21 protein-coding genes and 1 riboswitch are annotated in these 23,516 nt (G+C 59.5%); of the genes, 13 read left to right on the top strand and 8 right to left on the bottom strand.

Going from position 1 to position 23,516, the window contains the following annotated elements; genetic code table 11:
• The first annotated feature begins 46 nt into the window (after positions 1 to 46).
• Complete coding sequence (locus ACR0AD_RS19925) at positions 47 to 751, top strand: GntR family transcriptional regulator (protein WP_267365469.1); 705 nt, start codon at positions 47 to 49, stop codon at positions 749 to 751.
• Positions 748 to 1,458 carry an aspartate/glutamate racemase family protein gene (locus ACR0AD_RS19920; protein WP_480484883.1) on the top strand — a complete coding sequence of 237 codons (711 nt, stop codon included), beginning with the start codon at positions 748 to 750 and terminating at the stop codon, positions 1,456 to 1,458. The genes ACR0AD_RS19925 and ACR0AD_RS19920 overlap by 4 nt, the downstream gene beginning before the upstream one ends.
• Before the next feature lie 40 nt (positions 1,459 to 1,498).
• Here the strand turns inward: ACR0AD_RS19920 and ACR0AD_RS19915 are convergent, their stop codons facing one another.
• The 4 genes from ACR0AD_RS19915 to ACR0AD_RS19900 all read right to left on the bottom strand — a co-directional run bounded on the left by ACR0AD_RS19915 (position 1,499) and on the right by ACR0AD_RS19900 (position 5,107).
• Positions 1,499 to 2,134: a nucleoside/nucleotide kinase family protein gene (locus ACR0AD_RS19915; protein WP_480489247.1), complete on the bottom strand. Its 636-nt coding sequence runs from the start codon at positions 2,132 to 2,134 to the stop codon at positions 1,499 to 1,501.
• Entirely contained in the window at positions 2,131 to 2,907 is a 777-nt protein-coding gene (locus tag ACR0AD_RS19910; protein ID WP_480484881.1) for an ATP-binding cassette domain-containing protein, read from the bottom strand. The genes ACR0AD_RS19915 and ACR0AD_RS19910 overlap by 4 nt, the downstream gene beginning before the upstream one ends.
• A complete protein-coding gene (locus tag ACR0AD_RS19905; RefSeq protein WP_480489245.1) occupies positions 2,907 to 3,980 on the bottom strand; it encodes an ABC transporter permease in 1,074 nt (357 codons plus the stop codon). The genes ACR0AD_RS19910 and ACR0AD_RS19905 overlap by 1 nt, the downstream gene beginning before the upstream one ends.
• 107 nt (positions 3,981 to 4,087) lie before the next feature.
• Positions 4,088 to 5,107: a substrate-binding domain-containing protein gene (locus ACR0AD_RS19900; RefSeq protein ID WP_480489243.1), complete on the bottom strand. Its 1,020-nt coding sequence runs from the start codon at positions 5,105 to 5,107 to the stop codon at positions 4,088 to 4,090.
• Positions 5,108 to 5,281: 174 nt separating this feature from the next.
• Between ACR0AD_RS19900 and ACR0AD_RS19895 the strand changes: the two genes are divergently transcribed.
• The 6 genes from ACR0AD_RS19895 (at position 5,282) to ACR0AD_RS19870 (ending at position 10,329) form a co-directional block, all read left to right on the top strand.
• Positions 5,282 to 6,487 (top strand): ROK family transcriptional regulator, encoded by a 1,206-nt coding sequence (locus tag ACR0AD_RS19895; protein ID WP_480489240.1) that lies wholly within the window; start codon positions 5,282 to 5,284, stop codon positions 6,485 to 6,487.
• 121 nt (positions 6,488 to 6,608) lie between these two features.
• Positions 6,609 to 6,807, top strand: a riboswitch (cobalamin riboswitch).
• A gap of 132 nt (positions 6,808 to 6,939) precedes the next feature.
• Positions 6,940 to 7,725, top strand: a complete 786-nt coding sequence (locus ACR0AD_RS19890) for a DUF4198 domain-containing protein (protein WP_480489238.1) — start codon at positions 6,940 to 6,942, stop codon at positions 7,723 to 7,725.
• A 6-nt stretch (positions 7,726 to 7,731) separates the two neighbouring features.
• The gene (gene cbiM, locus ACR0AD_RS19885; protein ID WP_480489236.1) at positions 7,732 to 8,343 is read left to right on the top strand and encodes a cobalt transporter CbiM; all 612 of its coding nucleotides are present in this window, start codon (positions 7,732 to 7,734) and stop codon (positions 8,341 to 8,343) included.
• The gene (locus ACR0AD_RS19880) at positions 8,340 to 8,903 is read left to right on the top strand and encodes a cobalt ABC transporter permease (protein WP_480489234.1); all 564 of its coding nucleotides are present in this window, start codon (positions 8,340 to 8,342) and stop codon (positions 8,901 to 8,903) included. The genes cbiM and ACR0AD_RS19880 overlap by 4 nt, the downstream gene beginning before the upstream one ends.
• Positions 8,903 to 9,682, top strand: coding sequence for a cobalt ECF transporter T component CbiQ (gene cbiQ / locus ACR0AD_RS19875; RefSeq protein WP_480489232.1), 780 nt, complete (start codon positions 8,903 to 8,905; stop codon positions 9,680 to 9,682). Before ACR0AD_RS19880 ends, cbiQ begins: the two co-directional genes overlap by 1 nt.
• On the top strand, positions 9,679 to 10,329 hold the full coding sequence (locus ACR0AD_RS19870; RefSeq protein WP_480489230.1) for an energy-coupling factor ABC transporter ATP-binding protein: 651 nt from the start codon (positions 9,679 to 9,681) through the stop codon (positions 10,327 to 10,329). Before cbiQ ends, ACR0AD_RS19870 begins: the two co-directional genes overlap by 4 nt.
• 16 nt (positions 10,330 to 10,345) lie before the next feature.
• Here the strand turns inward: ACR0AD_RS19870 and ACR0AD_RS19865 are convergent, their stop codons facing one another.
• The 4 genes from ACR0AD_RS19865 to ACR0AD_RS19850 form a co-directional block, all read right to left on the bottom strand.
• Positions 10,346 to 10,561 carry a hypothetical protein gene (locus tag ACR0AD_RS19865; protein WP_480489228.1) on the bottom strand — a complete coding sequence of 72 codons (216 nt, stop codon included), beginning with the start codon at positions 10,559 to 10,561 and terminating at the stop codon, positions 10,346 to 10,348.
• A gap of 76 nt (positions 10,562 to 10,637) precedes the next feature.
• Complete coding sequence (locus tag ACR0AD_RS19860; RefSeq protein WP_480489226.1) at positions 10,638 to 11,636, bottom strand: hypothetical protein; 999 nt, start codon at positions 11,634 to 11,636, stop codon at positions 10,638 to 10,640.
• Positions 11,629 to 15,342 (bottom strand): hypothetical protein, encoded by a 3,714-nt coding sequence (locus ACR0AD_RS19855; RefSeq protein WP_480489224.1) that lies wholly within the window; start codon positions 15,340 to 15,342, stop codon positions 11,629 to 11,631. Before ACR0AD_RS19855 ends, ACR0AD_RS19860 begins: the two co-directional genes overlap by 8 nt.
• A gap of 245 nt (positions 15,343 to 15,587) precedes the next feature.
• Positions 15,588 to 16,217 (bottom strand): response regulator transcription factor, encoded by a 630-nt coding sequence (locus ACR0AD_RS19850; protein ID WP_267365646.1) that lies wholly within the window; start codon positions 16,215 to 16,217, stop codon positions 15,588 to 15,590.
• A gap of 220 nt (positions 16,218 to 16,437) precedes the next feature.
• On the opposite strand from ACR0AD_RS19850, the gene ACR0AD_RS19845 reads away from it, so the two are divergent.
• Genes ACR0AD_RS19845 through ACR0AD_RS19825 form a run of 5 tightly spaced genes read left to right on the top strand, consistent with a single transcriptional unit; the run spans position 16,438 to position 23,379 of the window.
• Positions 16,438 to 17,679 carry a pyridoxal-phosphate-dependent aminotransferase family protein gene (locus tag ACR0AD_RS19845; RefSeq protein ID WP_480489222.1) on the top strand — a complete coding sequence of 414 codons (1,242 nt, stop codon included), beginning with the start codon at positions 16,438 to 16,440 and terminating at the stop codon, positions 17,677 to 17,679.
• A gap of 15 nt (positions 17,680 to 17,694) precedes the next feature.
• On the top strand, positions 17,695 to 18,894 hold the full coding sequence (locus ACR0AD_RS19840; RefSeq protein WP_480489220.1) for a malate--CoA ligase subunit beta: 1,200 nt from the start codon (positions 17,695 to 17,697) through the stop codon (positions 18,892 to 18,894).
• On the top strand, positions 18,891 to 19,778 hold the full coding sequence (gene sucD / locus ACR0AD_RS19835) for a succinate--CoA ligase subunit alpha (RefSeq protein WP_209508187.1): 888 nt from the start codon (positions 18,891 to 18,893) through the stop codon (positions 19,776 to 19,778). Before ACR0AD_RS19840 ends, sucD begins: the two co-directional genes overlap by 4 nt.
• The gene (locus tag ACR0AD_RS19830; RefSeq protein WP_480489218.1) at positions 19,778 to 20,749 is read left to right on the top strand and encodes a 2-hydroxyacid dehydrogenase; all 972 of its coding nucleotides are present in this window, start codon (positions 19,778 to 19,780) and stop codon (positions 20,747 to 20,749) included. The genes sucD and ACR0AD_RS19830 overlap by 1 nt, the downstream gene beginning before the upstream one ends.
• Positions 20,749 to 23,379 carry a phosphoenolpyruvate carboxylase gene (locus ACR0AD_RS19825; RefSeq protein WP_480489216.1) on the top strand — a complete coding sequence of 877 codons (2,631 nt, stop codon included), beginning with the start codon at positions 20,749 to 20,751 and terminating at the stop codon, positions 23,377 to 23,379. The genes ACR0AD_RS19830 and ACR0AD_RS19825 overlap by 1 nt, the downstream gene beginning before the upstream one ends.
• Positions 23,380 to 23,516 lie beyond the last annotated feature (137 nt).

Genomic DNA, 23,516 nt, shown 5'->3' with positions numbered 1-23,516 from the left:
GCTCAACGTGTGGCACCTGTGATTCAAACGAAGAAGGGCAGGGGTAATGGCTGGTCCGCGCGTCGATGATATCTATGATCAGGTCAAGGCGATGGCGGTTTCGTTTCGCCTGCGCCCCGGCGACCGCCTGAACGAAGTGGCGTTGTCCAGGGATCTGGGCGTCAGCCGCACCCCGCTGCGCGAGGCGTTGAACCGTCTGGTTGCCGAACGGCTTTTCGACTTCCGCCCCGGACAAGGCTTTTTCTGCCGCCCGCTGGACGCGCAAAGCGTGTTCGACCTGTTCGAACTGCGCCAGATCATCGAAACAGCGGCGGCGCGTGCGGCCTGTGCCAAGGCATCGGACGAAGACCTGCAGCTGTTGCGGGACGAGCTTTACGCAACGGGCATCGACATCACCGGTCTGACTGTCGAAGAAGCCGTCAACCGGGATGAGGCGTTTCATTTGGGTATCGCGAAGCTGTCGGGGAATATGGAACTGTTGCAAACCCTGACGCGGATCAACGACCGTATCCGCTATATCCGTTGGATTTCCATGAGCCTGGACCGCGTGCAACGCTCAAAGGACGAACACAAACGCGTCATGCAGGCTTTGATGGACCGGAACGCGGATGAGGCGGCACGGGTTCTGGCTGCACATATCTCCAAGCGTATGGATCAGGTGCAGGATGCCGTGCGTCACGGGATTTCGAACATCTACATGGAAGGGTCGGACGATATTTCGACCCGTATCATCGAGGAGGTTGAGGGATGATCGCGCAGGGCGGAAAATCCATCTACGGTGCGTCTGTCGGCATTCTGATGCTGGATGCCCGCTTTCCCCGCATTCCCGGCGATATGGGCAACGCGCAGACCTGGCCCTTTCCGGTTCACTACCGCATTGTGCGTGATGCCTCGCCGGATCGGGTGGTACGGCACAAAGCCGAAGGCATGCTCGACGTGTTCATCGACGCGGCGCAGGAGCTTGTCAAAGATGGTGTGGACGGGATTACCACCAATTGCGGGTTTCTGTCGCTGTTCCAAAAAGAGCTGGCCCAGGCGGTCCCGGTTCCGGTGGCCACATCGTCCCTGATGCAGGTTGAAATGGTCAACCGCATCCTGCCGGCGGGAAAACGCGCCGGGGTTCTGACCATATCAGCCTCCACTCTGACCCAAGATCACTTGCTGGCCGCCAATGTTCCATTGGACACGCCTATCGGCACAACCGAAGGCGGGGCGGAGTTCACCCGCGCAATCCTTGGAAATGAGCTTGGTCTTGATGTGGAAAAGGCCCGCAAAGACAATGTCGAAGCCGCAATGGCCCTGACATCGGAACACACCGATCTTGGCGCGATCGTGCTGGAATGCACGAATATGTGCCCCTACGCGCCCGATATTCAGCGCGCCACAGGGCTGCCCGTGTTTTCTATCGTGTCTTTCGTGAAGTGGTTTCAGGCCGGTCTTGTTCCGCCCACCTACTAGACAGGTGACACGGGCGCTCTGACTGACCTGCCCTAAGATGTCACAGGTTCAGGTCGCCTTGTACCGAGTTCCGGATCACCCGCTCGGCATTCGGAATGTCGTTTGAAAGCGCCCGCTCTCTTGCGGCCTGTTTGTCCAGCCCAAACCCAACCCAACGGTCGGTGAGCCGGGTTTCCAGTGTTGCAAGATCGACGCCCAGAAACACCTTGAGCGCCCATAGGGAGTGAAGGCCCGACCAGCCCGGTTCATCCAGCAAAAGGTAATTGCCTTCAACCAGAATGACCCGCTGATCAGGCGAGATCATTGATCGGGCAGCGATTGCCAGATCAAGCTTTCGGTCGAAGCCCGGAATTGCAACTTCATCTTCGGTGCGCAAACGCACAAGCAAGGCACGAAACCCGGCAAGATCGAAGGTTTCCGGCGCGCCCTTGCGGGCGAAAAGCCCGCGTTCCTTCAGGATCGCGTTGTCAAAGTGAAAACCGTCCATTGGCACAAGCCCTGCTGACACACCGCGCCGGTTCAGCTTGGCTGTGGCAAGGCTGGCAACGGTGCTTTTCCCGGATCCGGGCGGGCCGGCAATCGCGACAAGTTGCCGGTGTCGGGCCGGCGGCAGCGCCTCAAGGGCGTCGACGATGCTGTCGGCCAGAACGTCAGGGGCGGTGCTGCCACCGGTCATGCAGCCTGATCCTCGGGCGGTGCGTCCTTGGCCCCGGTCATGAATGCTACGGCGTCGGACATCGAATAGTCCTTGGGGTCAATCACACACAGGCGTTTTCCCAGCCTGTGCACGTGAATCCGGTCTGCGACTTCGAAAACATGAGGCATGTTGTGGCTGATCAGGATGATCGGAATGCCGCGTGATTTCACATCCTGGATCAGTTCAAGGACTCTGCGGCTTTCCTTTACGCCCAGTGCTGCTGTCGGTTCGTCCAGAATGATGACCTTGGATCCGAATGCCGCCGCGCGTGCCACGGCAACGCCCTGGCGCTGTCCACCCGACAGGGTTTCGACGGCCTGATTGATATTCTGGATGGTCATCAGACCCAGTTCGCTCAGCTTTTCGCGGGCGAACTTTTCCATTGCCGGACGGTCTAGCATTCGAAGCCATGATCCCAATGGCCCCTTTCGCCGAATTTCCCGCCCCATGAACATATTGTCCGCAATCGACAGGGCAGGGGACATGGCAAGCGTCTGGTAGACGGTTTCAATACCGGCTTCACGCGCGTCGATCGGGGAATGGAAATTCACCTTTTGACCTTCCAGCCAAACATCGCCTTCGTCTGGCGTCACTGCGCCGGACACTGCCTTGATCAGCGTCGACTTACCCGCGCCATTGTCGCCGATCACCGCCAGAATCTCACCCGGCATCAGGTCAAAATCGCAGTGATCCAGCGCAGTCACCTTGCCGTAGCGTTTCACAAGGTTCCGTCCTTTGAGAATGGGTTCCATCAGGCTGCTACCTTTCTGATCCACTGGTCGACCGCGACCGCTGCGATGATAAGGATGCCGATCAGCAGGAACGTCCATTGCGCATCCGCGCCCAGCAACCGCAGCCCAAGCGTAAAGACGCCCACGATCAGGGCACCGAACAGGGACCCCAGAATAGACCCGCGGCCGCCAAACAGAGATATCCCCCCGATCACGACCGCCGTGATACTTTCGATATTGGCCAGCTGGCCCGAGGTTGGCGAAACCGACCCGATCCGGCCAATCAGGGCCCAGCCCGCGAAGGCACAGATCAGTCCGGACAGCATGTACACGGATATCAGCGTGCGGTGTACGTTGACACCGGACAGCTCTGCCGCTTCGGGGTCATCCCCGACGGCATAAACATGCCTGCCCCAGGCCGTGTGCCGCAACGCGTATGCAAGGACGAGGATCAGCGCCAGCATGAAGACAACACCAACGGTAAACACCGCCCCGCCCAGGTTAAACTTGGCACCAAACAGTTGCAGGATGGCGGCGTGTTCCTCGATCTCCTGCGACCGGATCGTTTCGTTTTGTGAATAAAGAAAATTCGCCGCAAGAACGATCTGCCACATGCCAAGGGTGACGATGAAAGGCGGCAGCTTGATGCGACTGACCAGAAACCCGTTCAAGGCCCCGATTGCCGAGCCAACAGCAAGGCCGCACACAATCGCAACCGAAGGCGGCATTCCATAGCGGAAAGTGAATTGCCCCATCACAACCGACGACATCACCATGATGGCCCCAACACTCAGGTCGATGCCTGCGGTCAGGATCACAAGGCTCTGCGCCGCGGCCACGATCCCGACGATCTGAACCTGTTGCAGGATCAATGTCAGCGCAAAGGGCGAAAAGAACTTGGGGCCCAGCAAGACACCAAAGATGACGATTGCAGCGACAAGGACGATCAGCGGGACCAGCGACGGGTTCACATGCAGAAAATGCTGAACCGTTCCGACAAATCCGCGTTGGTGATCGTCAAATTCGGCAACTTGCTCTGGGCTGCCCTTTGCGGCGGTTTCGAAATCGTCGGCTTGTCGTGAAGAATCGGACATGGAACTTCCCCCAAAGCGTCAGGTTTATGACGACTTTAGCAAGGTTTCGGGCGTGTGGGTGGTTTTGATAAGTGGAAGGCCGCGCAGCGGCCTTCCACACGTTCAGCTTAACCCCAGCAGAGGTCCATGCCTTCCTGAACCGAGATGGACTCGACGCCGTCGGCGGCCTTATCCGTCACAAGCGCCACGCCAGTGTCAAAAAAGTCCTTACCGGGTGTGTTCTCGGGTTTCGTCCCTTCGTCCGCCCATTTCTTGACAGCCTCAACGCCCAGCGATGCCATCAGCAGCGGGTATTGCTGGGATGTTGCGCCGATGACCCCGTCCGCCACGTTCTGCACGCCGGGGCAGCCGCCATCGACGGAAACGATCAGCACGTCATTTTCGCGCCCGATAGCCTTGAGCGCCTCGTAAGCACCCGCTGCCGCCGGTTCGTTGATGGTATGCACCACGTTGATCATCGGGTCTTTGGCCAGCAGGTTCTCCATCGCGCGGCGGCCGCCTTCTTCGTTGCCAGCGGTGACATCGCTGCCAACAAGACGCGGGTCGTCTTCATCGCCAATCACGTTCGGATCGGCCAGATCAACACCGAACCCCTGCAGGAACCCCTGATTGCGAAGCACATCCACAGTGGGCTGGCTGACCGCAAGGTCCAACGTGGCGATTTTGGCGTCGTTTGCCGCATCTCCCAGAGTGGCTTTTGCCCATTGTCCGATCAGAAGCCCCGCAAGGAAATTGTCGGTGGCAAAGGTCGCGTCGGCCGAGTCGATAGGCTCAAGCGGGGTGTCCAGCGCAATCACCAGCAGCCCGGCATCGCGGGCCTGCTGCACCGCCGGAACGATGGACGACGTATCCGACGCGGTCAGCAGGATACCCTTTGCGCCATCCAGAATGCAGGTTTCGATGGCCTGAACCTGAGTTTCGTGGTCGCCGTCGACTTTGCCGGCAAAGGCCTTCAGCGTCATGCCAAGCTCTTCGGCTTTGGCGGTCGCACCCTCTCTCATTTTGACAAAGAAAGGGTTGGTATCCGTCTTGGTGATCAGGCAAACGGTTTCACCTTCGGCCATTGCACTGCTTGCCATGGCCGTAACCGCCAGCGCCGTAGCGCCTGCAAGTTTCGCAAGTTTCATCGGTAGTCCTCCCAGTTTTCCCAATGCCCGTCAGGGCATACGTCTGATCGGGCGAAATCCGGCCCGATCGAACGTGAAAACCATCACAAGATTCGAATTTTGAGTCAATAAATAAATCACTCTTATTTATTATTGACAGAAAGGAAGGGTTTCAACATTGTCGTCACGAAGGGGATGGCCGTGTCTGCAAACAACTCTTTGGACAATACCGCTGGCGTACGCGAGCCAGACATGCGCGGCACCAATCAAAGCGGAATGCGGGCCCGAAATGAACGGCTTGTCCTGTCACTGGTCCGGCGCCATCAGGCCCTTGCAAAATCTGAGATCGCGCGGATGACCGGGCTGTCGGCACAGACGGTTTCGGTCATCATGCGCCAGTTGGAAACCGATGGGCTGCTTCTGCGGGGCGAACCGATCCGGGGAAAAGTCGGGCAGCCCTCGGTTCCCATGCGCCTGAATCCGGATGGCGCGTATTTCTTTGGGCTCAAAGTCGGGCGGCGCAGTACCGAGCTGGTGCTGACGGATTTCCTTGGCAATGTCAGGCACCGTGAGCGGCGGACTTATGATTTTCCGACGCCCGAGGCGACATTGAGCTTTTCCAAGGAAAGCCTCGACAAAGTGATGACGTCGCTGTCGCCCGAAGCGCGCGGCAGGATCGCGGGTCTTGGGATTGCGATGCCGTTCTACCTTTGGGACTGGGCGCAGACATTGCAGGTTCCGCAGGAGAAAATGGATCCGTGGCGTGACGCGGACCTGAAAGGCGCACTGGCCTCAAGCTATGACTTGCCGGTATTCCTACAGAACGACGCAACGGCCGCCTGCGGTGCCGAGCTGGTCTTTGGCCCGGCGGAAGGCCCACGAGATTTCCTGTATTTTTATGTGGGCTTCTTCATTGGGGGCGGGGTGGTTCTGAACGGCTCCATCTTTTCGGGGCGGGGAAATGCCGGTGCGCTTGGTCCATTGCCTGTGCCGGACGACGCAGGCGGAGTGAAACCGTTGATAGATGTCGCCAGTCTTTATGTACTGGAGCGCGCGACAGGTGAGAATGCCGCAACAGCCGGTTCAATTTGGGAAACGACACAGCATTGGGACGTACCGAAAACCCACCTTGAGAACTGGCTGAAACAAGCGGCGCACGGGATCGCCCATGCCACAGTCTCATCTTGCAGCCTGATCGACTTCGAATGTGTCAAGATTGATGGCTGGATGCCCGCAGGCATTAAGGCGCGGCTGGTGGAACTGGTTGAGGTCGAACTATCCGACCTGAACCTGACCGGGCTGGAACGGCCTTTGGTGTTGGCGGGGACGGCAGGCCCGGATGCCCGCTCATTGGGGGCGGCCAGTTTGCCATTGTCGGAAAGATACCTGCTCGAAGGGTAGGTTCATTCCCGAAAAACCCTGACCTGCATCCAAAGCGGATCCGTCGGAAAAAGGGCATCGCCCGCTAAACTTTTTGACAGCCAGCGCAATTGATCGTTGACGGATGCCGAAGAAGTCTGGCAAGCCGCTCGGCATGTCCGGTTCCGGGGCGTGCTCTGGAATCAATAGGGAATGCGGTGCGGGCTTTGGCCCAATTCCGCAACTGCACCCGCAACTGTAAGCGGCGAGCAGGGCTGAAGTGCCACTGGTGTTAATCCGGGAAGGCCAGCCCAACGCTTTGACCCGCAAGTCAGGATACCTGCCGGACATGTGCCTTTGACAAGGGCACTCCTAATCGGCGACGGGATGTGCGTCGGAGCAGGATGCTTGAAAAAGCAGCTTAGCTTGGACGTCCCCGCAGTCAAAACGCATCTCGTACCGGGGTTGGTGCGATGGGACAAGGACGACTATTGATGACCAAGCTGCTTTCCGCAGCCGCTGTGGCGATGGCGCTTCCAGCGATGGCAAATGCGCATTTCCTGCTGGAATACACCGCTGACACCATGATCGACGCACCGGGGAATGTTCCGGTCAAGCTGATCTTTTGGCATCCGTTCTCGAACGGGCATGTCATGGATCTGGACAAGCCGCAGGAATTCTACGTGATCCACAACGGTCAGAAAACCGATCTGCTGGATACCCTGGAACCCGTACGTTTCACCGGCGGCGAAAACGAAGGCGCGGCATTCAAGGGTTATGTTCCCGTCAAACGGTCGGGCGACTATGTGTTGGTGACTGTTCCCCAGCCCTATTATGAGGAATCCGAGGATATCTATATCCAGCAGATCGCCAAGGCATTCCTGAACCGCAATGAACTGCCGACCGACTGGATGAACCCGGTGGGCCTGCCGGTTGAGATCATCCCGCTCAACAAACCAACCAACATCATCGCGGGTTCGACGTTTACAGGTCGGGTTATGGCCGAAGGCCAACCGGTTGCGGGTGCCGAGATCGAGATCGAGTACATGGCCGCAGAACCGGACATGGAAAGCGCGGCCGCTTCCGCCCCGTCGGTCTCGCCGATGCCGGGTGGTGCATTGGTCGCAACTTCGGATGATAACGGGTATTTCACGTTTGGCGTTCCAAAAGCCGGATATTGGGGATTTGCCGCACTCGGCGCCGGTCCCGTGACCAAACACAACGGCAAAGAACTAAGCCAGGACGCGGTCATCTGGATCCGCGCCTGGGATTTGGAGTAACCGTAGATGCACATCGTTGACGGAGCCTTGTCCAACCCGGTCGTGATCGGCGGAGCCGTCGCTGCTGCGGGTGGAATTGCCATGGGCCTCAGGTCGCTGGATCTTGATCGCATCCCCACTGCGGGGGTGCTGTCTGCCAGCTTTTTCGTGGCATCGCTGATCCATGTGCCGATTGGCCCTTCGTCAGTGCATCTGATCCTCAACGGAATGGCCGGGCTTTTGCTGGGCTGGGCCGCATTCCCGGCCCTGTTCGTCGGGCTTTTGCTGCAGGCCGTCTTCTTTGGCTTTGGCGGGTTGACGGTATTGGGGATCAACACCCTGAACATCGCGTTGCCCGCGGTTCTGGCCGGGCTGATCTTTGGCCGCCTGATCGCCCACGGCTCACCGCTGCAAGGTGCGATATGGGGCGGGGTCGGCGGTGCCTTTGCCATTGCCGCCACAACCGGCATGGTTGCGTTTTCACTGGCCTTGTCCGGGGATGCCTTCCTGCCTGCGGCTAAGATTGTTTTCTTTGCACATATTCCTGTCATGGCGATTGAGGCGATCCTGACCGGGTTCGCGGTTTTGCTGGCGCGCAAGGTCAAGCCCGAGCTGTTTGTCAAACGAGCGGTCGCATGAGGTATCTGGCAATCATTCTGGCGCTGTGCTGCGCACCCCTACCTGCCTTGGCGCATAAGGTCATAGCCGGAGTGTTTAAATCCGGTGACGCCATCGAAGGCGAAATCGGCTTTTCCAATGGTGACATGGCAAGCGGGGCCGAGGTCATCGTCAACGGCCCGGACGGAGCCGAGCTGGGCCGTATCGTAACAGATGCAGACGGGTTTTTTATCTACACGCCAAACGCGCCGGTGGCCCATACATTCTTTGCAAACCTTGGTGCCGGACATGTGGCCGAGGTCACCATGCCCGCTGCGGATGTCGCCCGGATCATGGGCGTTGAAGCGGAACCTGATACCCCGCCAACAAACGCACCTGCCCAGACAGCGGCGGTGCTCAGCACTGAACAACAACAGGTCATTGCCAGAGCCGTGCGGGATGAGCTGCGCCCGCTGCGTCGGGAAATCGCGGCTTACCGCGAACAAAATGATCTGCAAACTGTTCTGGGCGGGATCGGATATATTGTCGGTCTGTTTGGTCTGGGCTTTTACTTTGCGGCACGCCGCAAGCTGGCGGCCTGATGGCGCATGTTCTGGGACAACAGGAAAGCACGCTGGTCAAAGCGGGCGCGCAGCGGCGCGGCGCGATCAACCCGCTTGATCCTAGGATGCGGATCGTTATGGCGGTTGTCTTCGCGGTGGTGACAGTGGCGGTGTCCTCGCTGACAGCGCTGTGCGCGGCTCTGGCGGTGTCCCTTTCGCTTCTTGCCGCGTCGCGTCTGCCCTGGCGGAAGACATTGAAACGCATGGCCATGATGGACGGGTTCATCCTGTTCATGCTGGTGTTGTTGCCATTCTCCATGCCCGGCGACCCGATGTTTACGCTCTGGGGGTTTCCCGCAAGCTGGCAGGGCTTCTGGAAAGCGGTCGAGATCGCCTTGACGGCCAACGCGGTCATCCTGTCCCTTATGGTGCTGGTCGGCACGATGGAGCCGGTCACGCTTGGCCACGCCCTGCACCGCCTGCGCTGCCCCGAAAAGCTGGTTCACCTTTTGATGTTCACCATCCGATATATCGAGGTTCTGCGGGAAGAATACCTGCGCCTGCGCGCGGCCATGAAAGTGCGCGGCTTTCGCCCGGCAACAAACTGGCACACCTATCGCAGCTTTGGCTATCTCGTGGGCATGATGCTGGTGCGCGCGATCGAAAGATCCGAACGCATTCTTGATGCGATGAAATGCCGGGGTTTTTCAGGCCGTATGCTGTTGCTTCAGGACTTTACCCTGACCCGAAGGGACATCGTTTTTGCCGCAGGTCTTGGTGCTCTTTGCGCGGGTCTGATCATACTGGATTTGGCATGACACTGATTGCGCTTGAAGAAATCCGCTTTGCCTACGCCGGTCAGCCACCCGTTCTTGACGGTGCCAGCCTCAGCCTGTCCGCTGGTCAACGCCTGTCGCTGACGGGCCCGAACGGGGCAGGAAAATCGACCTTGCTGCGCATTACGCTTGGCTTGCAGCGCGCACAGTCCGGCACGGTCAGGATCTTTGGTCAGCAAAGGGTGCATGAGGCTGATTTTCACGACGTTCGCCGCCGGGTGGGGCTTGTGTTTCAGGATGCGGATGATCAACTGTTCTGCCCGACCGTCGCCGAGGATATCGCCTTTGGCCCGCTCAACCTTGGCAGAACGCGCGACGAAGCGCTAGCCATCGTAGAAAACGTGTTGGGTGATCTGGACCTGATGCATCTGAAGAACCGCATCACCCACAAGTTGTCAGGGGGTGAAAAACGGCTGGTTACGCTGGCGACCGTTCTGGCGATGGAGCCCGAGGTTCTGCTGCTTGATGAGCCTACCAACGCGCTGGACCCACGGAACGAGGCCCGGCTGCTGGAAATCCTCCGGGCATTGCCGCAAGCGATCCTTCTTGTCAGCCATTCCCCGGCCTTCCGCGCCGAACTGGCACCGGATGCGTTGGATTTGCGAGACGGAAAACTGGTTTCTGTCTGACAGGACCAATACGTGTTCAGCTGTTCCGCTTTCGGCTCATAAGCCCATATCTGACCGCCCATGCCCGAAACGACAGGCGTCCGCGCCGGTCCTGTTTCACCGGGTGTTTCGACTGCGCACCACCTTTTCGGTTGAATTCGAAAACGTCGATAATGCGCTCGGCGCAACCGCAGGCTTCGCCCATGCCAACTTTGGCAAAGTAGAATTTTTCGAAACGTTCCGGGTTTTGCATGGCGGCCCTCCTGTTCAAGCGTAGCCGCAAAAGCCAAGTGCCGCCAAATCACATTGTTGCGGTCGCAGAGGGGGTCCTATGGCGCGGCGAATGCGCTTCCCGTCCAGACATTGTCCAGTTGGTTAAAAACCGGCGAGGTGATGAGCATCTCGGCAGGGTACAGCAATTGCAGCTCATCCGCGAACCGTGTGACGCCGGGTACAAGCCCGGTGATGTTCTGCCACGCGGCCCAGCTGCCGGGATCGGACAGGCTGTTGGGATTGCCGGGATCAGCCGCCTGGTGCCAACCGGCCGCATTCAGGATCGGTGAAAGGGCAAAGCGCGCATCGTTGCTGTCAACCTCGGAACAGGCAGCAGCATCGCATTCCCAGCTTGTCCAGTCTGCCGCCGCGATGGTCCCGGCAATCGGGGCGGCGGCGTCGATGACCCGTGCCAGAACCTCGAACCCGCCACCCGCAGTCGGACGGCTGAGCGACAGGGGGTCGGTGGCCACGGCATGCAGCGCCGCAGTCGGTGCCAGGTTGAGGGTTCGACCGATCAAAGCCAGCTGTGCGATGCCGTCGGTCACGGGGCCTGATCCGGCGGCCGGCAGGACCCTGACAGGTGTCAGGATCGGCACCGCGCCGCCACGTATCGCGATCTCCTGCAACGCATTGTCGAAGGCCGGAACGAAATCACTGCGGATCGTGAAGCTCAGCGGGAAACTGGCCTGCTGCGGACCAACGGGCCTTGCACCGTCGCGAGTGATGAAAGACAACGGCGGAACGGCACCCGGCTGCGGCAGCGAAATCTGCGGTCCTGCAATACCCAAAGCAGCCGCGATCATGCGTGCGCGCTGTTCGGACTCACCATACTCGCTCAGCAGATTGATATAGCCGCCGATCTCGGTGATGTTGCGCGGCGCAGGGATGCGCGAAGGGGCAATATCGCCCGCAATGGCCAGCCTATGGGCGATCACCTCACGGGCGCGCTGGATCGCCGGAGAGTTGGTCGTTTCAAGGATGTTGATGATCGCCTCGGCAAGGCTTTCATCAATTCCCGGTTTGTCCGTCACATTTGTGCTCGTGTCAGTCATTGTCGTCCTCCGCAGGGGCGTTGAGGCCATTGAGGAAATCCAGCACCGACTGGCTGCCGGCCTTGGTCGCGCTGCCGTCATCAGCATCCGCATTTGCCTTGGTGAAGGCCCCGAAAAGCTTGGCCAGAAGCAGCGTGTTGGACGGGTTGGCCAAAGCCGTAGCCCCGCCGGGGAAATCCTTGAACAGGTTTTGAACGAAACCGGCCCGGTTGCCATCCGGTTGCCCACCGATCAGCGCGGAAACACCCGAAGCGTTCTTGGCGATATCCTCAAACCCCTTGATCTTGGCGGCATTGCTGGCGTCGAATGCCTTCTTGTCAGCGGCGGCCTTCTTGGCCTCTTCCTCTTTGCGGGCGGCAGCGATTTCCTGACCTTTACCCGCAAGTTCCGTGGCCTTTCCAACCAGCTCCTTGGTCAGATCCGTCGCCGTGTCGATGGCCTTGTCCCGACCGGCGGCGACCGATTGCGTTTCAAGCGCCAGTTGCGCCTGCAACTCCTTCAGGCCCGTCAGATCAGTTCCCGCCCTTGCAAGATCAGGCGCAGCCTTGAGGATTTCGGCCAGTTGCGACGTGGGCACAGCCTGGCCGGTGCCAATGTCGCCCCCTGCAATGGTCAGCGTGTTCGAAGGCTGGTTGTTCGGCAGGTCTGACGGCGCACGTGTACCAAAGATGGCGTCACTGTCAGCAGGCAGGACCGGCGCGTCGCCAACCGGTGGCGGTGTCGGGCTGTCCTGCCAGTTCCAGAAGCGGCGATGGTCGATCATCTCGCAGGAATTGCAGCGGCCCAGTACAGCCTCGCCCAACAGGCCCCTGGTCGGCAGCGAGATCGTGCGGCGCGGTGGTCGGAAGTCTTCGCGATGGAAGGCCAGAAGACTGTCCTGAATGTCACCGGTCCGCATCTCCATCCGGTCGGCCAAATCGGGCGGGATCGAGAAGGGCATGATCATGGCATTGCCATAGAACCCCAACACCTTGTTCTGGACGGTGCTGAGCAGCGATATCTCGCTTGAGGCATCGTCCAGCCCGCCTTCCGGTACCCCTATGGTGAAACGCTCCAGCAGAATCGCACGTTCTTCGTCCGTCATGCTGGCCCAAATCACGCGGGAATAGCGAACGGTGTTGGCCACAATATGCTGGTACATTTCTTCGATGCGGCGCAGATCCCGGCGTGACAGAACGTCCGGCACTTCTTGCACCGAATAGGGCAGGGTGGCAGGCAGCGCCTGGAACGTATTGTCATCAACAACGGTCTGGGCGTTTTCGTTCATACGCGCCTCAAACTCGCTGACCATGGGCGGTCCTACCAGATCGTCAAAGTCCGAGCCCGAGATCGTGGTGCGAAGGCTGCGGTTGATATTGCGGGTGGCCCGATCCAGATCGTCGGCATCTTCCAGATTGGCCAGATGCTCCCAGATGTTGAAAATGTTGATGGGATCAGGACCGGTGTAGAACGAGTAGGCAAACGAACCCGTCCGCCTGCGCAGCTCAACACGTGCGATATCCGACCGCTCGACCGAACGGGGCAAAGCCACAGAGCCGGTATAGGTCCGGCGCTTGGTCGGATCACGCCGGGCATCAGCCAGCCGGACAAGCAGGTTCTCGCGTGTTTCCGCTGGCAGGTCATGCAGGTTGTCGATGTCGATCGGCGATCCGGTCAGCGGCACAGGTCCGACCCGGTCGCCATCCTGCGTGAAGATCACGACAGAAATGTCATCATTGGGCATGAACGTGCCCTGCGCCTCGAAACTGACGATGTCCTGTGCGACGCCGGGCGCGTTCTGCGGTGTTGCATCCTTGTCTGCATAAAACTCTTCCAGCAGCTTCAGTGCGCTGCGGAATCTGCGGCGGTTTCGGAACACGCGCCGGAACACTTCGGCATGGCGCAGGATGACCTTGTACCGGCTCAGCAATCCGGACCGGGTGACATTGCCCGGCAACTGATCGCCTTGCCCCAGACGGCGGAAGCGGATGAGTTGCATGGGCACAAAGACCACCAGCTGCACCCCCTCGATACGCGTTTCCAGAGAAAAGTCGCGCAGGACTTCGAACCATTGCATGGTCATTGCGTGGCAATGATTGCGGTTGGCCACGAATTTCGTTGTGGCCGTCCGCCGATCCGTCGCAGTTGCAGTGCGCACACTGGTCCGTGCCGAGTTACGCTTGACCGAAGCCGCCCGTTCAAGCGCGGCAGAGAATGTCTCATGGGTGTCGGACAGAAAATCGCGCGATGTGTTCTGCGTGTTGGACGAATTGCCGGAAGAATTCGAACTGGACCGTGCGCCGCTGAAGCCCACGCCGCCGACGATGGCCCCGATGCCTCCGAACAGGCCGCCACCAACGCCACCTGCGCCTCCGAAGCTCTTTGAAAAAGCGCGGGTCGAAAACGAAGACGTGCCCTGAATTACCTCATCCAGCGCGCTTTCAAACGTACTGTCAAAGGACGTGTCGCGGGCTTCCTCGAACTCTTGTTGCTCTTCAAATGTCAGGCTCTCTCGTTCACGTACGCTCAGTGTTTCGCGCTGTTCCGACACGACAATCCGCTGCTCTTCTCCCGGGGCAAGCGGTAGGGAATAGACCAGCCGACCCAAAGACATGCCAGCGTGGACAGCCGTCGACCGCATCTTGGCAATATACCCAAGCGCAAGGCTCGACGCTTTGGGCACATCCTGAGGCCGCTCTTCAAGATCTTCAAAGAAGTCTTCAATATCAATGGGTTCATCAATCGGAATCCGGTCCCGAAAATCCCAATCACCCCCGTCATTGTTGAACGCGGCCAGCAGCGTTTCGGCGGACAGATTGGCCTGAGCGAAGGTTGTACCCGGAATAGTCGTCACAAAGCGGCCACCGCCTACGGGGCGCGTTCGAACGATATTCTTGGGCCCGACGAGCGGATCAATCAGTCGGTACAGAACCGAATAGCGCCGCCGTGAAACCGTGCCGCCTTCGGTTCGGTACTCCGACGCGCAATCGCCCTCGCCCAGCACGATAGGGGCCTGTGAACCGGTGAAATCGGATATGTTTTCTTCAGCATCCTCGGGATCCACAGGCAAGATATCGGCCAGCTCACCGACGATCGAACGCTGCAAAGGGAGGAGCGTGCGATCCAGCACCACAAGACCCATTTCGCCGTCCAGCGCGTCAACGCGCGGCACGGCTTCTGTCAGGGTGGTGTTTTGACCCCTGATCCGCAACCGCAGGCCGTTCTGTGGCAGGCGAAGATTGGGCAGATCAAGCGAGAAGAGCCCGCGCGCGTCCGTGACGGCGGCTTTGACAGCCCACGAGAAATCCGCGTTGTCGATCCCTTCATTGGCGGTAAAGGTGGGGCGCAGGACCTCGACGATCACACGTTCGGCAGGTGTCCCGTCAGGGTTGATCAGTTCCCCCCGCAGTTTCGGGGCAAGGGTGGGAACGACCGCCCCCAGAAAACCTCCGGCCAGATCTTCGCGAATGGTTGCAAGCTGGCGAAAAACTGCGCCTGTCGACTGAACACGCCGGTCAACCAGATCGTTGATCACTTCTGTGGACAGCTCAATTCCGACGCCACGGCGCAATGCCTTGAGCTTTTCCGCCTCAACCCGCTTCTGATCCTCAACGCTGTGCGTGCCAGCTGCGACAGTGCCGGAAATTTCCGCTGATATCGATGGGTTTGGCCGAAGATTTGGTATGGACAGCGTTATGCGCGGGGGCTCACTGCTGGAGTCGGACATGAACGTCACCTCTCGAGAAAGAGCTGAAAAAACGAGATGTCAGAAAAAGAAGTCAAATCATTAAAGGTGACTCAAGGTAACATGTTTAGGGGATTCGCGGAAGCAACGCAGGGTTGTGCCTACCGCCACGCGCGGCAAAGCGCTCAGGACAAGCACTGTGTCTCTTGCTGCTGACGGAATCCAGAATTGGTCAGAGTTGGACGAATAACCTGCCCAGAAACACCGGCATCCAAATCGCCTTTGGTCTAGTTTCGTGACTGCTGAGACGAATAGAAATACGCAATGGCCTGCGTGCGGTTTTTGACACTCAGCTTTTCGTAGATGTTGGACAGGTGAAACTTGACCGTGTTTGTCGAAATCTGAAGTTCCTTCGACAGGTCCCGGTTCGACATTCCTTGGGCCAGCGCCTCCAGAATTGCGCGTTCCTTACGCGACAGACTCTGGATTGGGTCCTGTTGCATCTTCCGGATATCGATGAACGGGAATACCATCTTACCCGCTGCAACTTTGGCGCAGGTTTCCAGCAGACCCTCAACCTCGCCCGTGCGGGCGGCAAATCCAGCCGCACCCGCCTGCATCGCCAATCGCGGGACATCGCCGCCAGTGTCGCCATAAACGACAAAGCGCGGGGCGTTGGGCTGATCGCGCAGAACCTCAATCAGTTTGGCGGCCCCCAAAACCGGAAGTGTCCAGTCGACGACACCAACCTGAACGGGAACCCGCATCACCGTTCCCAGAAACCCTTCGGCCGTTGCTGACGTGGCCATCAGCGAGAATCGGGGGTCCCGCTCGAATATTTCGGACATGGCCGACAGAACCAGCGGGTTGCCGTCCGCCAGCATGATGTCGATGGGTTTGTTCGGTGTCTCAACCATATGATTTTGCCCCGATTCCGGAAAAACCTACCCATAAGGATAGGTCATTTCTTTGTATACCTTCGTATTTTTACCAAAACGGGTAGGTACTGCCCCATCCTAATGGCCATCCAAAAGCAGTAGTAAGTTACGTTGCGTCATAAGGCAAGCTCGCGTTTCCTGCTCGGTAACTTGACACAACGGGCCGCAATGCCCGGCCAACAGCCGAGGATGCCAGACCATGACTTTTCAGATTTTCCCTCCGCTCGAAATCCCCCAAACCCTCGCTGCGGGGCCGGGGCCGGGTAACACGGATGCCCGCGTCCTCAAGGCCTTTGCCAATGCAGGCGTTGCCGATCACATGCAGGGGGACGTCCTTAGGGGGATGGTCGAATGCAAGCACATGCTGCGGAAAATCTGGGGCACCCAAAACGCCTATACCTTTGCTGTTGCCGGCACCGGTTGGAGCGCCCTGGACACCATGTTTTCGGCTGTCATGCCTGGCGACAAGGTCGTTGCTTTTGCCAACGGGACATTCTCGGGGATCGACGCGCTGACCCTGCGGATCAAGGCGGCGACGCCCGAAGAACATGCAGCCAACCCGATGGCACCTCAGGCCGCCAGCGTCACCGTGATCGAGGTTCCGCACGGCCAGCCGGTCACCGGTGATCTGGTCGAGGCGACGCTGGCGCAGCACAAACCGAAATGGGCTTTCATGGCGCATTGGGAAACCGGATCTGGCCGCATCAATGACCTGCGCGGATTTTCCGACGCGTGCGAACGTCATGGCGTGATGGGTCTGATCGATGCGGTGTCGTCTCTGGGCGTCGATGACTTCTCGATAGACGATTTTCCGGGTATCGCCGGATGGGCGTCCTGCCCGCAGAAAGGTCTGTGCTGCCTGCCGCTGACCTATGCCCCTGTCAGCTTTACCGACGGCTATATCACCTCGCTGAAAACCACCGGTGCCTATACCTATGTGCACAATCCCATCTTTGAGGCCCGCCATTGGGGCATTGTCGATGGGCAGGATGTTGAAAAGGGCACCTATCACCGCACCCATTCGGGCTACGCCGTTGCGGCCTTCCATGAATCCCTGCGCCTGACCCTTCAGGAAGGTCTGGCCAAGCGGTCCGCGTCGTACAAGACGCACGAAAAGGTTCTGCGGGACGCCGTCACCGAATTGGGCTGCGAGGTCACCTCCGACATGCCCAGCCTGATCGTGCTGAACCTGCCCCCGGAACTGGCTGGCCGCGAGATGGAGCTGGTCCAGAACTGCCGCGCGCGCGGGTTTGGCATCTGGCCGACGCTCAGCGCACCTGTGCAGGTGCGCATCGGCATCCTCAACCAATTGAACCGCGACGCCGTCAGCCGGATTGTGCGCATGTTCGCCGAAGCCATCCGAGAGCTGGGCGGAACGGTCGACCAAGACGCAATCGAAGACCTGCTGGAAAGCCGTTACGGCACCTCAATCGCTGCATAAACAGGAGCGGATCAGATGGATATTCACGAATACCAGGCAAAGGAAATTCTTTCGAATTTCGGTGTCGCCATACCGTCCGGCGCACTGGCCTACAGTCCGGAACAAGCGGCCTATCGGGCGCGTGAGCTGGGCGGTGACAAATGGATCGTCAAGGCGCAGGTCCATGCAGGCGGTCGCGGCAAGGCCGGAGGGGTCAAGCTGTGCAACACCGAAAACGAAATCTATCAGGCCTGCGATGATCTGTTTGGCCGCAAGCTGGTCACGCACCAGACCGGCCCCGAAGGCAAAGGCATCTATCGCGTCTATGTCGAAGCCGCCGTGCCGATTGATCGCGAGATCTATCTTGGTTTTGTCCTCGACCGGTCCAGCCAAAGGGTGATGATCGTGGCCTCGTCCGAGGGCGGGATGGAGATCGAGGATATCTCGGCTGACCGCCCGGAAAGCATCGTCCGCTCCATCGTGGAACCGGCGGTTGGGCTTCAGGAATTTCAGGCGCGCGAGATCGCATTCAATCTCGGGCTTGAACCCAGGCTGATCCAGCAAATGGTTCGTACGCTACAGGGCTGCTATGCCGCTTTTAGCGAGCTGGACGCGACAATGGTCGAGATCAACCCGTTGGTCATCACGGGTGACGACCGGGTGCTGGCGCTTGACGCCAAGATGAGCTTTGACGACAACGCCCTGTTCCGCCATCCGCAAATCTCTGAACTGCGTGACAAAAGCCAGGAAGACCCGCGCGAAAGCCGCGCGGCCGACCGCGGATTGTCCTATGTCGGGCTGGACGGAAATATCGGCTGCATCGTCAACGGCGCTGGTCTGGCGATGGCCACGATGGACACGATCAAGCTGGCCGGTGGCGAACCTGCAAATTTCCTCGATATCGGCGGCGGGGCCTCGCCCGAACGTGTGGCCAAGGCGTTTCGTCTGGTCCTGTCGGACGACAATGTTCAGGCCATTCTGGTCAACATCTTCGCCGGTATCAACCGCTGCGACTGGGTGGCCGAAGGCGTTGTTCAGGCCCTGCGGGAACTTGACATCGACCTGCCCGTCGTTGTGCGGCTGGCTGGAACGAATGTCGAAGAGGGTCAGAAGATTCTGGCCAAGTCCGGCCTGCCGATCATTCGCGCCTCAACGCTGATGGAGGCGGCAGAACGCGCTGTTGGCGCATGGAAAAACGACCTTACTCAAGGCACCAAGATGAGGGCTGTGAAATGAGCATTCTTCTCGACCGTGACTCGCGCGTCATCGTGCAGGGCATCACCGGCCGCATGGCCCGGTTCCATACCAAGGACATGTTGAACTATGGCACCAATGTCGTGGGCGGTGTCGTACCCGGAAAAGGTGGCGAAACCGTCGAAGGTGTTCCGGTCTTTGACACCGTCAAACAGGCTGTCGAGGCGACCGGCGCGGATGCCAGCCTTGTTTTCGTACCCCCGCCATTTGCGGCGGATTCAATCATGGAAGCCGCAGATGCCGGTATCCGCTACTGCGTCTGTATCACCGACGGGATTCCGGCGCAGGACATGATCCGGGTGAAGCGGTACATGTACCGCTACCCGAAAGAGAAACGCATGGTGCTGACCGGGCCGAACTGTGCCGGTACGATCTCGCCCGGAAAGGCGCTGCTGGGCATCATGCCGGGCCACATCTATCTGCCCGGTCATGTCGGCATCATCGGCCGCTCGGGCACGCTGGGCTACGAGGCTGCGGCGCAGCTGAAAGAACGCGGCATCGGTGTCTCGACCAGTGTCGGCATTGGTGGCGACCCGATCAACGGGTCATCCTTCAAGGACATCCTACAGCGGTTCGAAGAGGACGAGGACACCCATGTCATCGCCATGATCGGCGAGATCGGCGGCCCGCAGGAAGCTGAAGCAGCCGAGTACATCCGCGACCACATCACCAAACCGGTGATTGCTTATGTCGCGGGTCTGACCGCCCCGAAAGGCCGCACCATGGGCCACGCGGGTGCGATCATCTCGGCCTTTGGCGAAAGCGCCAGCGAAAAGGTCGAGATCCTGTCCGCCGCCGGGGTGACCGTTGCCGAAAACCCCGCGGTGATCGGTGAAACAATTGCCCGTGTGATGGAGGCCGCGTGATGGTCAAACCCTCGGTTCTTGTGACCCGTCGCTGGCCTGCCGCCGTCGAGGCGCAGCTGGCCGAGACCTATAACGCCGTTCTGAACACCGGGGACAAACCCATGTCCCCGGCCGAAATCCGGCAAGCCTTGAAAACTTATGACGCGGTGCTGCCAACTGTAACGGACACACTGAGCGCCGAGGCAATGGACGTCCCTGGTGCGCAGACCAAGATCCTGGCCAATTACGGTGTCGGATACAGCCACATCTGCGAACCGTCGGCGCGTGAGCTGGGCATGACCGTGACCAACACGCCCGATGTTTTGTCCGAATGCACCGCTGATATCGCCATGACCCTGCTGCTGATGGTGGCCCGGCGCGCGGGCGAGGGTGAGCGCGAGCTTCGGTCCGGCAACTGGACCGGATGGCGGCCCACGCATCTGGTTGGAACCAAGGTCAGCGGCAAAACGCTGGGCATCATCGGCTATGGCCGCATCGGGCAAGAGATGGCCCGGCGTGCGCATCATGGCTTTGGCATGGACATCCTCGTCTACAACCGCAGTCAGATAGCGCCGGATGTGCTGGCCAGGTGCAATGCAACGCAGGTGGCCTCGATTGACGACTTGCTGCCGCAATGCGACTTCGTCTCGCTGCATTGCCCCGGCGGGGCTGAAAACCGCCATCTGATCAACGCGCGCAGACTGGGCCTGATGAAGCCCGACGCCTTTCTGATCAACACCGCGCGCGGTGAGGTGATCGACGAATGGGCGCTGATACAGGCCCTGATGTTCGAGATGATCGGCGGGGCCGCGCTGGACGTGTTCGATGGTGAACCCCGTATCAGCCCGGACCTGCTGCAATGCGACAACCTCGTGATGCTGCCACATCTGGGCAGCGCCACCCGTGAAGCGCGCGAGGCGATGGGGTTTCGGGTTCTCGATAACCTGAATGATTTCTTTGAAGGCCGCGAACCCCGGGACCGCGTGATCTGATGCAAGCGCTGGCCCCGAATATGCAGCCCACTCCCAACCCCTCGAGCTATGCCGAAGGGTTGCGCTCGGAATTGCGGGCGTTGTGGCGGAACATATTGCTGAAACGGGCGCCACATGTGGCGGCATGGGCCGAGGCCACGCCGCTGCAAGCCATTCCCACGGGACCCGAAGCAACGCCGTATTTGCAGGCCCTTTCGATCTGGTTCCAATTGTTGTGCATCATCGATGAAAACGCCGAGGTTCGGGACCGTCGATTGACCGAAACCCAAAACGGCGCAGAAGCGGTAGAAGGCGGTTTTGCCGAAGCCCTGACGGACTTGTCCCTGACCTATAACCAGGTTGAAAAGCTGACCGCTAACCTGTGTACCGGTCCCACGCTGACCGCGCATCCGACCGAAGCCAAGCGGGTTACGGTTCTGGAAATTCACCGGCGTATCTACCGCAACCTCGTCAGTCTTGAAACGCAACGCTGGACCCCGACAGAACACGCCGAATTGCTGAATGGTCTGGAAGGAGAGATTGATCTCCTATGGCTGACCGGCGAACTCCGCCTGTCGCGCCCAAGCCTGCACGACGAGATCGAATGGGGGTTGCAGTTCTTCCGCGATGCAATCTTTGACGCCGTCCCGCAGGTTATGGGCCGCTTCGATCAGGCCTGCCTGCAAGTGCTGGGCCGTACGCTGAGCGATACACCCGATATCCGCTTTCACAGCTGGATCGGCGGCGACCGGGATGGCAACCCAAATGTCACGACCGAGATGACCGCATTGGCGCTGAAACGCGGACACGAAACAGTTCTGGAGCTTTATCGCCAGGCACTCGAACGTGCTGCGGGCAGGTTGAGCATCAGCGCGCTGATATTGCCTTTACCTGAACCTGTCAGGACGCAAGTACAAGCGATAGTCGACCGGGCTCCGGTCGCCGGACGCAATCGGAATGAACCGTTCCGGCAAGCACTCAATGCCATTCGCTATCGGCTGACAAACAGCGGCTATGATCACATCTCGCAATTCGTGGGCGATCTCGACACGCTTGATACCGCTTTATGTGCGGTCAACGCGGATATTCTGGCGCGGCAGCACATCCGTCCGCTGCGCCGGGCCGCTTCGGTTTTCGGGTTCCGGACCACAACGCTGGACATCCGCCAGAATTCGACCGTCACAACCGACGTTCTGGCCGAAATCTGGTCGCATAGCGGAAAGGTGCCGGTTTACGGCACAGCCGAATGGTCTGCCCGCTTGCGAACCGAACTGGCCGATCAGAACCTGCCTTATCAAGACCGCGATGCGTTAAGCGATCAGGCGCGGGAACTGCTTGCTCTTCTGGCTCTGGTCCATGGTGTGCGATCGGGACCGGACCCCAAGGCAATAGGGCCCTTCATCCTGTCCATGACCCGTTCGGCCGACGACATTCTCGGCATCTACCTATTGGCCCGCTATGCCGGGTTTGGCTCCGAAACTCTGGATCTTTCGGTAGTCCCATTGTTCGAGACAATTGCCGATTTGCGAAATGCCCCATCGATCCTGCTGGACGTTCTGGCTGTCCCGCTTGCCCGTCGCAGCCTCAAAACCGACGGTCGGGTAATCGAGGTGATGCTGGGATATTCGGACAGCGGCAAGGACGGGGGCTATTTCTGCTCAACATGGGAGTTGGAGCGCGCCCAACGCCGGATCGTCTCGGCGCTGGCCTCGCAAGGTTTCAATGCCACGTTTTTCCATGGTCGCGGCGGCTCGGTCAGCCGGGGTGGTGCACCGACCGGGCGTGCCATTGCCGCGCAGCCCAGCGGAACAGTTGCCGGGCGGCTGCGCGTGACCGAACAGGGCGAGGTGGTTTCGGCCAAATATGCCAACCGGGGCACGGCTGCGGCGCATCTGGAGTTGTTGCTGTCAAGCACGATGCGCCATACGGCGACCCCTGACGAGGCGCCTTCACGGCCTGAATTTGATGACGCATTGGATGCTTTGTCAGAGTTGTCACAGACAGCCTATGTCTCGCTTTTGCAGATGCCGGGTTTTCTGGACTATTTCCAGCAGGCGAGCCCCGTCCAAGAACTTGCCCGCCTGAAAATGGGGTCCCGCCCGACCCGCCGGTTTGGCGCGGCCAGTCTGGATGACCTGCGGGCCATTCCGTGGGTCTTTGCGTGGTCGCAGAACCGCCACCTGATCACCGGCTGGTACGGGTTCGGCACCGCCATGGCCAGTTTTCGCAAGTTTCGCGGCGCGCGCGGTGATGACGTGTTGCACGACATGTTTCGACACTCCCGCCTGTTCCGCCTTGCCGTCGATGAGATGGAAAAATCGCTCTATCAGACGGATATGGAAATCGCAGCGCAGTATGGTGAATTGGTCTCTGATATCGAGATCCGCCAACGTGTATCGCAGGTGATCAAGGCGGAATACGATCGTGCCTGCAAAGCGATCCGGTTTCTGACCGGTGGCCAGGTCATCGGCCATCGCTTTCCCCGCCTTTGCGAGAGGTTTGACCGCAAACAGGCCGAATTGGCCCGCATTCATGCCCTTCAGGTCGAACTGCTGCAACACGCCCGCAACGAACCGCAGGCAGGGTCAGTTCCCGTGCCCCTGCTGCAATCCATGAACGCCATTTCCGCTGGTCTTGGCTGGACCGGCTAACCATTTTCAGGAGACCAAAACTGTGAACGCCCCGCATCGAACAGATGGATTTTTCACCCAGTCCTTGTCGGACCGCGATCCTGAGCTTTTTGGCTCGATCCGGTCTGAGCTGGGTCGTCAGCGCGACGAGATCGAGC

The organism is Ruegeria sp. BH8 (assembly GCF_056538065.1).
This window is presented reverse-complemented; position numbering and strand designations above follow the sequence as displayed.

Coding starts and splice junctions, on each gene's coding strand:
- ACR0AD_RS19925 (WP_267365469.1), top strand. CDS start 47: ATGGCTGGTCCGCGCGTCGATGATATCTATGATCAGGTCAAGGCGATG.
- ACR0AD_RS19920 (WP_480484883.1), top strand. CDS start 748: ATGATCGCGCAGGGCGGAAAATCCATCTACGGTGCGTCTGTCGGCATT.
- ACR0AD_RS19915 (WP_480489247.1), bottom strand. CDS start 2,134: ATGACCGGTGGCAGCACCGCCCCTGACGTTCTGGCCGACAGCATCGTC.
- ACR0AD_RS19910 (WP_480484881.1), bottom strand. CDS start 2,907: ATGGAACCCATTCTCAAAGGACGGAACCTTGTGAAACGCTACGGCAAG.
- ACR0AD_RS19905 (WP_480489245.1), bottom strand. CDS start 3,980: ATGTCCGATTCTTCACGACAAGCCGACGATTTCGAAACCGCCGCAAAG.
- ACR0AD_RS19900 (WP_480489243.1), bottom strand. CDS start 5,107: ATGAAACTTGCGAAACTTGCAGGCGCTACGGCGCTGGCGGTTACGGCC.
- ACR0AD_RS19895 (WP_480489240.1), top strand. CDS start 5,282: ATGGCCGTGTCTGCAAACAACTCTTTGGACAATACCGCTGGCGTACGC.
- ACR0AD_RS19890 (WP_480489238.1), top strand. CDS start 6,940: ATGACCAAGCTGCTTTCCGCAGCCGCTGTGGCGATGGCGCTTCCAGCG.
- cbiM (WP_480489236.1), top strand. CDS start 7,732: ATGCACATCGTTGACGGAGCCTTGTCCAACCCGGTCGTGATCGGCGGA.
- ACR0AD_RS19880 (WP_480489234.1), top strand. CDS start 8,340: ATGAGGTATCTGGCAATCATTCTGGCGCTGTGCTGCGCACCCCTACCT.
- cbiQ (WP_480489232.1), top strand. CDS start 8,903: ATGGCGCATGTTCTGGGACAACAGGAAAGCACGCTGGTCAAAGCGGGC.
- ACR0AD_RS19870 (WP_480489230.1), top strand. CDS start 9,679: ATGACACTGATTGCGCTTGAAGAAATCCGCTTTGCCTACGCCGGTCAG.
- ACR0AD_RS19865 (WP_480489228.1), bottom strand. CDS start 10,561: ATGCAAAACCCGGAACGTTTCGAAAAATTCTACTTTGCCAAAGTTGGC.
- ACR0AD_RS19860 (WP_480489226.1), bottom strand. CDS start 11,636: ATGACTGACACGAGCACAAATGTGACGGACAAACCGGGAATTGATGAA.
- ACR0AD_RS19855 (WP_480489224.1), bottom strand. CDS start 15,342: ATGTCCGACTCCAGCAGTGAGCCCCCGCGCATAACGCTGTCCATACCA.
- ACR0AD_RS19850 (WP_267365646.1), bottom strand. CDS start 16,217: ATGGTTGAGACACCGAACAAACCCATCGACATCATGCTGGCGGACGGC.
- ACR0AD_RS19845 (WP_480489222.1), top strand. CDS start 16,438: ATGACTTTTCAGATTTTCCCTCCGCTCGAAATCCCCCAAACCCTCGCT.
- ACR0AD_RS19840 (WP_480489220.1), top strand. CDS start 17,695: ATGGATATTCACGAATACCAGGCAAAGGAAATTCTTTCGAATTTCGGT.
- sucD (WP_209508187.1), top strand. CDS start 18,891: ATGAGCATTCTTCTCGACCGTGACTCGCGCGTCATCGTGCAGGGCATC.
- ACR0AD_RS19830 (WP_480489218.1), top strand. CDS start 19,778: ATGGTCAAACCCTCGGTTCTTGTGACCCGTCGCTGGCCTGCCGCCGTC.
- ACR0AD_RS19825 (WP_480489216.1), top strand. CDS start 20,749: ATGCAAGCGCTGGCCCCGAATATGCAGCCCACTCCCAACCCCTCGAGC.